Here is a 7,794-nt window from a genome sequence, read left to right on the forward strand (position 1 = left end):
TGATCCCGCACAGACCTGCCGACCTTCATCTGGGGAGACCCGCGGACGGAAAGGCTGTATAACGGAATTTCAAAACGCCGGTAAAACAGACAAAACCTCAACCCGCAAAGGAGTCAAGGCCTGCTTACGGCTGCTTGGCTTGCTTGATCATCTCCACAAAATACGTATGTAGCGAGAAGTCGTCGGTCAGTTCCGGGTGAAACGACGATACGAGCAAGTGCCCTTGTCGTGCGGTCACGATCTCGTCCTTGTAGGTCGACAACACCTCGACTCCGTCTCCAACTGCCGTAATCAGCGGAGCACGAATAAATACGGCCCGCAACGGTGCCTCAAGTCCCTTCACGTCAAGGTCGGTCTCGAAGCTTTCACGCTGACGTCCAAACGCATTACGCGATACTTTAATATCCATCAGAGCGAGATGAGGCTCCTCGCCGCCCTCGATCTCCTTCGCCATGACGATCAATCCTGCACAGGTCCCAAAGATCGGTTTCCCTTGTCCAGAAAAATCGCGAATAGCTTCAATAAAGCCGTATTTCCGCATGAGCTTGCCGATCGTCGTGCTCTCGCCGCCAGGGATAATCAATCCATCCAAGTCAGCAAGCTGCTCGACATGCTTTACGGTTACGCCTTCAACTCCGGTCTTCTCCAGGCTGCGGATATGCTCCGCAACTGCGCCTTGCAGCGCCAACACCCCTACTCTCATGACAAACCTTCTTTCTCTAGAGGGCTTCGAACATTCAGGCAAAACCCCAGTTTACTAAGATGTACCCCGACCATCCCAAGGGACAGCCGGGGTGAAAGACTTGCCTTTGATTCCAGCGGTTATTCCGCGATCTGGATTACCAGCCGCGATCCGACATCCGCTCGGCAGCGGCCAATTTGGAAATTTCAATGCCTTTCATCGGTGTACCCAAGTTCTTGGATACTTCAGCAATCAGTTTGTAATCCGTGTAGTGCGTCGTCGCTTCAACGATCGCCCGGGCAAATTTCTCTGGATTATCCGATTTGAAAATACCGGATCCCACGAACACCCCGTCTGCACCCAAATGCATCATCAGGGCAGCATCCGCCGGCGTCGCTACCCCGCCTGCCGCGAAGTTAACGACTGGCAATTTACCCTTCTCATGAACTTCGAGCAGCAGATCGTAAGAAACGCCGAGGTTCTTCGCTTCTGCGTACAGTTCATCCTTCGACATGTTTTGTACTTTACGGATTTGGCTGTTGATCAGACGCATATGGCGGACCGCTTCAACGATGTTCCCCGTTCCTGGTTCGCCTTTCGTCCGAATCATCGATGCACCTTCGCTGATCCGGCGCAACGCTTCACCCAGATCCTTCGCGCCGCACACGAACGGCACCGTGAAATCCCGTTTATCGATATGGAACACTTCATCCGCCGGGGTCAGTACTTCACTCTCGTCCAAATAGTCTACCCCAAGCGATTCCAGAACTTTCGCTTCCACGTAATGACCAATACGTGCTTTGGCCATAACCGGGATGGAGACAACCTTCATGACTTCCTCAATAATCGTTGGATCCGCCATGCGGGCAACGCCGCCAGCCGCCCGGATATCGGAAGGCACACGCTCCAGCGCCATAACGGCGGTAGCCCCGGCCGCTTCGGCAATTTTGGCTTGTTCCGCATTCATGACGTCCATAATGACGCCACCTTTTTGCATCTCAGCCATACCTCTTTTAACACGCGATGTTCCTGTTTCCATGTCCAATCCTCCCGATAATAATCTAACTAAATATTTTACAAGATACGACTTAAATACACAACCCGTTTACTCGGATTTGAATGAACCTTAGAAAAGATTTTTGATCCCGTTAAACAGATCGCTGAAGAAATCGCCAATTGCACGCATCACCAAGGTAAACCAGCCGGCTTTCTCCGCATCCTCGGCTGTGATCAGATTGACCGTCTTCTCCAGCGTTTGGTCCATACCCGGCGCTTTAAATGTATAAGTTACCGTCCCAACCTTCGTTCCTTGCTTCAGCGGCGCTGTCAGAGTGCCTTCATCAGCCAGTGTCACTTTAGCTTGAACCGCGTTGGTATCTGCACCTTTCGGCACAACGAAGCTAACCGCTTGATCGGTTACCACCGGAACTTCCGTATGTTTCGCTTTCTTCACCGTCACGGTTTCGGTTCCAGTCACTGTCGTCTTCGGCGGTACAATTTGCTTCGTTTCAAAGTTGTTGAACCCGTAGTCTAAGACTTTCCGCGTTTCCACAAAGCGAGCTTTGTCCGAGGCGGTCCCCATAACGACGCTGATGAGACGCATGCCGTTACGCACCGCGGTACCTGTGAAGCAGTTTCCGGCATTGGAGGTGTGTCCCGTCTTCAAACCGTCCAGACCCTCGTAAGCAAATTGTTTAAAATTCGTGACGTTCTTATTCGCTTCCAGCATCCAGTTCAAGTTCACCATCGGCGCGGCATCGCGTTCACGGAACTTCTTGCTTTGAATTGTGGTAAAGCGAGCAAAGTCCGGATGATCCGTAACAATATATTTGGCCAAAATCGCAGCATCCAGCGCGGACATTACGGTCTCTTTCCCATCGGTTGGCCGGAATTCCGCTGGCATATCTGCAATATCCAAACCAGTTGAGTTGGCAAAGTGAGCGGTCTTCATCCCCATTCGCTTCGCTTCATCGTTCATCATTTTCACGAAAGCCTGTTCGGAGCCGGCTACGTATTCCGCCAGAGCCACCGTCGCATCATTGGCGGAGGCAATCGCCATCGCCGTATAGAGTTCTTCTACAGTATGTTGATCCCCTTCGGCCAGAAAAATCCGTGAACCGATTGTTTGGGCTGCATTTTTCTGTACTGTCACTACGTCATCCCAGCTAAACTTTCCTTGTTTCACAAGTTCCGCTACGATATATTCGGTCATCATCTTGGTCATGCTGGCCGGAGGCAGCGGTTGTTCCCCATTAACGTTCAATAAGATTTGGCCAGAGACAGGCTCGAGCAAGATCGCAGCGCTGACTTCCAAATCTAAAGACTCCACGGAAGGAATTGAGGTAGCCGTTGTTTGCACTGTCGTCGTTTCGGTTGATGTTGTTCCGGCATTAGTAGATTCCGTCTGTTCCCCTTCTGCCAGCGCCATCGCCGGCGCAAGAGAGAATACTAGCGCATTCACCAGCAGCACAGAAGCAACGCTTTTGCGCAAGACATGCCGTTTAGTTGTCGATTTGCGTTGTGGTTGTTTGAGTTTCAATGCCCTTAAAGCTCCCCTCATATTCTTTCATTTTGCTTTATCTATTCTATCACAGGGGTATCTGTAAAAAAAGACAAGCAGGGCGGAAAACGCCCTGCCAGTGATGGAATAAAATGGTCAGCCCATTTCTATCAAAATTTATAAGTTTATTGAATCGAGTAGTTAGGCGCTTCTTTGGTGATTTGCACGTCATGCGGATGGCTTTCGCGCAGGCCGGCGCCCGTAATGCGGACAAATTGCGTATCGTTGCGCAACTCGTCGAGCGTCTTCGTGCCGCAATATCCCATCCCGGAACGCAGACCACCAATAAGTTGGTGGATCGTATCCGAGAGCGGTCCCTTATACGCTACGCGACCTTCAATCCCTTCCGGCACGAGCTTCTTGTCATCGTCCTGGAAGTAGCGGTCCTTACTACCTTGCTTCATGGCCCCCATCGAGCCCATGCCTCTGTATACCTTATACCGACGCCCTTGATAGATTTCCGAGTCCCCAGGGCTTTCTTCCGTTCCGGCAAACAAGCTGCCCAACATGACCGCATGCGCACCAGCCGCGATTGCTTTGGTGATTTCGCCAGAATATTTGATACCGCCGTCCGCGATGATCGGAATCCCGTATTCACGGGCAACTGTCGCACAATCATAAACCGCTGTAATTTGCGGTACACCGATCCCGGCAACGACGCGGGTGGTACAGATCGAACCCGGTCCAATCCCTACTTTCACGACGGAAGCTCCCGCTTCAATCAAAGCTCTCGTTCCTTCACCTGTCGCTACGTTACCTGCGATAATCGTCAAATCCGGATACCGTCTGCGAAGCTCGGCCACTGCATCAATAATGTTAATGTGGTGTCCATGCGCCGAATCCACCGTAATGACGTCAACGCCGGCTTTCACCAAAGCCTCCGTCCGTTCAAACGTATCCTTGGAGATCCCCACCGCTGCGCCTACAAGCAAGCGCCCTTGGGCATCCTTGGCGGCGTTCGGGAATTGGATTGCTTTTTCAATATCTTTGATTGTGATAAGGCCTTTCAGGATATTATTCTCGTCAACGAGCGGAAGCTTCTCGATTTTATGCTTCTGCAAAATAATTTCAGCTTCTTGCAACGAGGTTCCTACCGGAGCGGTAATCAGGTTGTCTCTCGTCATGACGTCGCTGATTTTGATATTGTAATCATGAACAAAACGCAGGTCGCGGTTGGTCAAAATCCCCACCAGCTTCTGCTCCTCATTTACAATCGGTACGCCGGAAATACGGAACTTGGCCATAACCTGCTCTGCGTCGGATACGAGATGATCTGGAGTCAGCGAGAAAGGATTGGTGATTACGCCGCTCTCGGAGCGTTTCACCCGATCGACCTCTTCAGCTTGTTGTTCGACCGGCATATTTTTGTGGATGATCCCAATGCCGCCTTCCCGTGCGATGGCAATCGCCAACGCCGCTTCTGTGACTGTGTCCATGCCCGCACTGATCAATGGGATGTTCAGCTTCACCTTGTCGCTAAGCCGAGTGGACACATCCACCTCTTTAGGCAATACCTCCGATTTACGGGGAATCAGAAGCACATCGTCAAACGTTAAGCCTTCCTTGTCAAATTTACTTTCCCACACCGTGATGAATCCTCCTTCGAATTTGTTGATTTGTTGGGCTTCATTCCTGAAATCCGGGTATAAGAAAAACGTCTATCGACGTACATTCAAAGTAGACAGACCGCGTTTAGCGGATGTTTTTCTTGCGATATCAGGATGCCAATCCCCCGCAGTTTATACTTTCTGATATCTTAAAAAAAACGACTACCGCTGTCATTCCTATGAAGACACAACCCTATATATCAAGACCGTATAGCCGCTTACGAAAATATATTGTTCCCATCTTAGCAAAGCCCCTCTAGGCTGTCAAGGACAAGCTTAAGCAAAAAAACAGGCGGCTTCCCAGCGGATACGAGTGTCTTTATTACGCGTACATTGACTAAGAATTTGCAGGGATCCTGATGCTAATCCTGCCCCAATCCCCTTCGTTTGATTCTGCAAAAAGAAAGAGGACGGAGAGGGCTGTGCGCCTTCTGCCGTCCTTGGATTTTCCTTGGTATGCACTTCAATCAGCTAACGCGCTTATTGTGCGTAATCACCTGATCGATGATCCCGTACTCGCGCGCTTCGTCTGCACTCATGAAATAATCGCGGTCCATGTCTTTTTCAATCCGCTCCAAGGGTTGACCAGTGCAATCCGCAGCAATGGTATTCAGCACAGACCGGGTTCGCAATATCCGATTGGCACTGATCGCAATGTCGCTGGCCTGCCCTTGGGCACCACCATGCGGTTGGTGAATCATAATTTCGCTGTTCGGAAGTGCGAAGCGTTTGCCTTTGGCCCCGGCCATTAACAGAATCGCAGCAAAAGAGGCTGCCATCCCGGAGCAGATCGTCTGCACATCAGGTTTTACATACTGCATCGTATCGTAGATCGCGAAGCCCGCTGACGTCGAACCGCCCGGACTGTTGATGTAAAAGTAAATATCCTTCTCCGGATCTTCCGCTGCCAGAAACAGCATTTGCGCCATTATACTATTCGCCACCTGATCATCAATCGCCGAACCAAGAAACACAATCCGATCCTTCAGCAAACGTGAATAAATGTCATATGACCGCTCTCCCCGGCCAGTTTGCTCAATGACGTAAGGAATAACTGAACTCATGGCTTACCCTCCTTCAAAATCAGGCGGCAAGACCGTAAGACATCAACATCAGATGGTTGCGCACCGGATCGGCCGCAGGAGTGTCTACTGCGATGCTCCGTAAAGAGCTGCAACGGTACGATTGAAGCGTGACTACCGGAACCACATCCTGAGGCCGCGCGTCGTTATACAGCATCACCAGCGCAGCGGCGTCTTCTCGGCGAATCGCATCCATGTAGGCAAGAACCAGTACATCGTCGCTTAACGATCCTGGTAAGAAGTCCTCCTCCATGGACTGAACCTTATCCTGCCGGGGCGCTGTAACTGCTCGGTTGGAACCCTCCACTGCATTCCGCAGTCGGACCCGCGCTCTGTGCAAAGCGGCTTTGACGGCCCCTTCCGTCGACCCAATCAACTGCGCTGCTTCGCCAGCTGTATATTTTAAAATATCAATCATCAACAGCGTGGTACGCTGAAGAGGCGAAAGCTCGATGACCAACGTCTCCATCGCAGCCCACACTGCAGCGGGATCAGTTGGAACCGGCGCTTGCAGTTGTTCGTCCAGGGGGAGCGATTCGGCCGGAAGCTTCCTTTTTCGGTTGCGGTCAATCCAAGCATGTTGGGCTGCACGGTACAGATAGGTTCGTGTGAGTTGCACGTTGTCCCCTTTCCCTTGCGTCGCCGACCATATCTTGAGCCACGTGTCCTGCGCCAAATCGTCCCCTTCCCACACGGAACCGGTGATAGAACGGCAGTAGTTACGCAGTGCGCTACCATACAATTGTACCCATGTTTGAAAGTTGCCCTTTTCAGAACGGGACGGTGCAGACACAGGTCTCCGCGGATTTCGCTCTCTAGCTGCTATTGGCACCGGGACCCACCTCCATCTGTAATATAAGATCGCACTCTCTTCGAAGAGCCATCTTTTGTTATGTCCTACAAACCAGCCTTCGACCAACCCGGAATAAGCTGAATGCTTACTCAACGGTATAAACGTATTTTTCGGAAGGAACGATACGCGGGAGGATCAGAATTTTTATATATCATAGCATTTTCGGATCCAACACGTGTGCCCTTTGATGCGATTCCTGCAAAAATACAGTTATTTTGAGCTGGAATCGCTGTTTTTCCTGAAATAACTGCAAAAGCCCTAAGGCCCCCTAAATAAACTGGAGTCCTCCCCTACAAGGATTTACAATGGAAATAAGGGAGAGGATTCAGTTATGGGAAAAGCCAAAGATGAATTTCGTTTAAAGGTAGTAAGAGAAGCTCTGTCCGGGATTAAGGTGGGGGTGCTTGCCCGGTCGTATGACCTGCACCCAGAAACCATTCGAACCTGGATTCGAGCATACCGAGATCAGATTACAGATGTGGATACATCACTGCCAGACCAACACCTTCAAGAACTCAAACGACTTCAAGAGATTGAAGAAAAATACGAGAAAGCGATGAAAGTGCTTGGTGAGAAAGAACTCGAAAATGAGATCCTACGTGAACTCGTAAAAAAGAAAAACCCCGCTTATCTGAAAAACTTGAAGTAGCAGAACCATTCATTAAGCGGGGGGAACCAACAGCTGTAGTTCTGCGGATTTTGGAAATTGCTGAATCGACATACTACGATCGAAAAAAGCGAGCTGCTACCCCAAAGACGGAGCCGTTATCAACGGACAAACGCGGTCGCCCTACACCTGGGTACTCTCTAACTGTTACAGGGATCCCCATTAGCGATGAACAGATTAAAGAGTGGCTCCTTGAGCTGCTTGAAGGCGAAGAACATGTCTACGGATATAAACTGTTGGGCCAATGCATTCGGGATATTCACCAAGTCATAATTAACAAAAAGAAAACGTATCGTCTTTGCAAAGAACTCGGCATTCTGCAAAAAGCTCGCAAGCCTGTCAC

8 protein-coding genes are annotated in these 7,794 nt (G+C 50.4%); 2 read left to right on the top strand and 6 right to left on the bottom strand.

Annotation, left to right across the window (positions count from 1 at the left end; genetic code table 11):
• Nucleotides 1-124 precede the first annotated feature (124 nt).
• The 6 genes from pdxT to C812_RS21710 all read right to left on the bottom strand — a co-directional run bounded on the left by pdxT (nucleotide 125) and on the right by C812_RS21710 (nucleotide 6,673).
• A complete protein-coding gene (gene pdxT, locus C812_RS20985; protein WP_016314646.1) occupies nucleotides 125-703 on the bottom strand; it encodes a pyridoxal 5'-phosphate synthase glutaminase subunit PdxT in 579 nt (192 codons plus the stop codon).
• 136 nt (nucleotides 704-839) lie between these two features.
• Entirely contained in the window at nucleotides 840-1,721 is an 882-nt protein-coding gene (pdxS, locus tag C812_RS20990) for a pyridoxal 5'-phosphate synthase lyase subunit PdxS (protein ID WP_009226788.1), read from the bottom strand.
• An 87-nt stretch (nucleotides 1,722-1,808) separates the two neighbouring features.
• Entirely contained in the window at nucleotides 1,809-3,221 is a 1,413-nt protein-coding gene (locus C812_RS20995) for a D-alanyl-D-alanine carboxypeptidase family protein (RefSeq protein WP_016314647.1), read from the bottom strand.
• A 146-nt stretch (nucleotides 3,222-3,367) separates the two neighbouring features.
• Complete coding sequence (gene guaB, locus C812_RS21000; RefSeq protein ID WP_016314648.1) at nucleotides 3,368-4,828, bottom strand: IMP dehydrogenase; 1,461 nt, start codon at nucleotides 4,826-4,828, stop codon at nucleotides 3,368-3,370.
• A gap of 488 nt (nucleotides 4,829-5,316) precedes the next feature.
• Complete coding sequence (gene clpP, locus C812_RS21005; RefSeq protein ID WP_016314649.1) at nucleotides 5,317-5,913, bottom strand: ATP-dependent Clp endopeptidase proteolytic subunit ClpP; 597 nt, start codon at nucleotides 5,911-5,913, stop codon at nucleotides 5,317-5,319.
• A 19-nt stretch (nucleotides 5,914-5,932) separates the two neighbouring features.
• Nucleotides 5,933-6,673, bottom strand: a complete 741-nt coding sequence (locus C812_RS21710) for an RNA polymerase sigma factor (protein WP_167669352.1) — start codon at nucleotides 6,671-6,673, stop codon at nucleotides 5,933-5,935.
• Between the two features lie 442 nt (nucleotides 6,674-7,115).
• On the opposite strand from C812_RS21710, the gene C812_RS21015 reads away from it, so the two are divergent.
• Nucleotides 7,116-7,433 carry a transposase gene (locus C812_RS21015; RefSeq protein ID WP_016310860.1) on the top strand — a complete coding sequence of 106 codons (318 nt, stop codon included), beginning with the start codon at nucleotides 7,116-7,118 and terminating at the stop codon, nucleotides 7,431-7,433.
• Nucleotides 7,434-7,483: 50 nt separating this feature from the next.
• Nucleotides 7,484-7,794: helix-turn-helix domain-containing protein (locus C812_RS22455; RefSeq protein ID WP_208855775.1), on the top strand; the 311-nt coding region annotated here is incomplete at its 3' end.

Source organism: Paenibacillus barengoltzii G22, from assembly GCF_000403375.2.
GTDB lineage: Bacteria > Bacillota > Bacilli > Paenibacillales > Paenibacillaceae > Fontibacillus > Fontibacillus barengoltzii.

Excerpts from the sequence above, each read along its gene's own strand:
- pdxT (WP_016314646.1), bottom strand. The coding sequence starts at position 703 with ATGAGAGTAGGGGTGTTGGCGCTGCAAGGCGCAGTTGCGGAGCATATC.
- pdxS (WP_009226788.1), bottom strand. The coding sequence starts at position 1,721 with ATGGAAACAGGAACATCGCGTGTTAAAAGAGGTATGGCTGAGATGCAA.
- clpP (WP_016314649.1), bottom strand. The coding sequence starts at position 5,913 with ATGAGTTCAGTTATTCCTTACGTCATTGAGCAAACTGGCCGGGGAGAG.
- C812_RS21015 (WP_016310860.1), top strand. The coding sequence starts at position 7,116 with ATGGGAAAAGCCAAAGATGAATTTCGTTTAAAGGTAGTAAGAGAAGCT.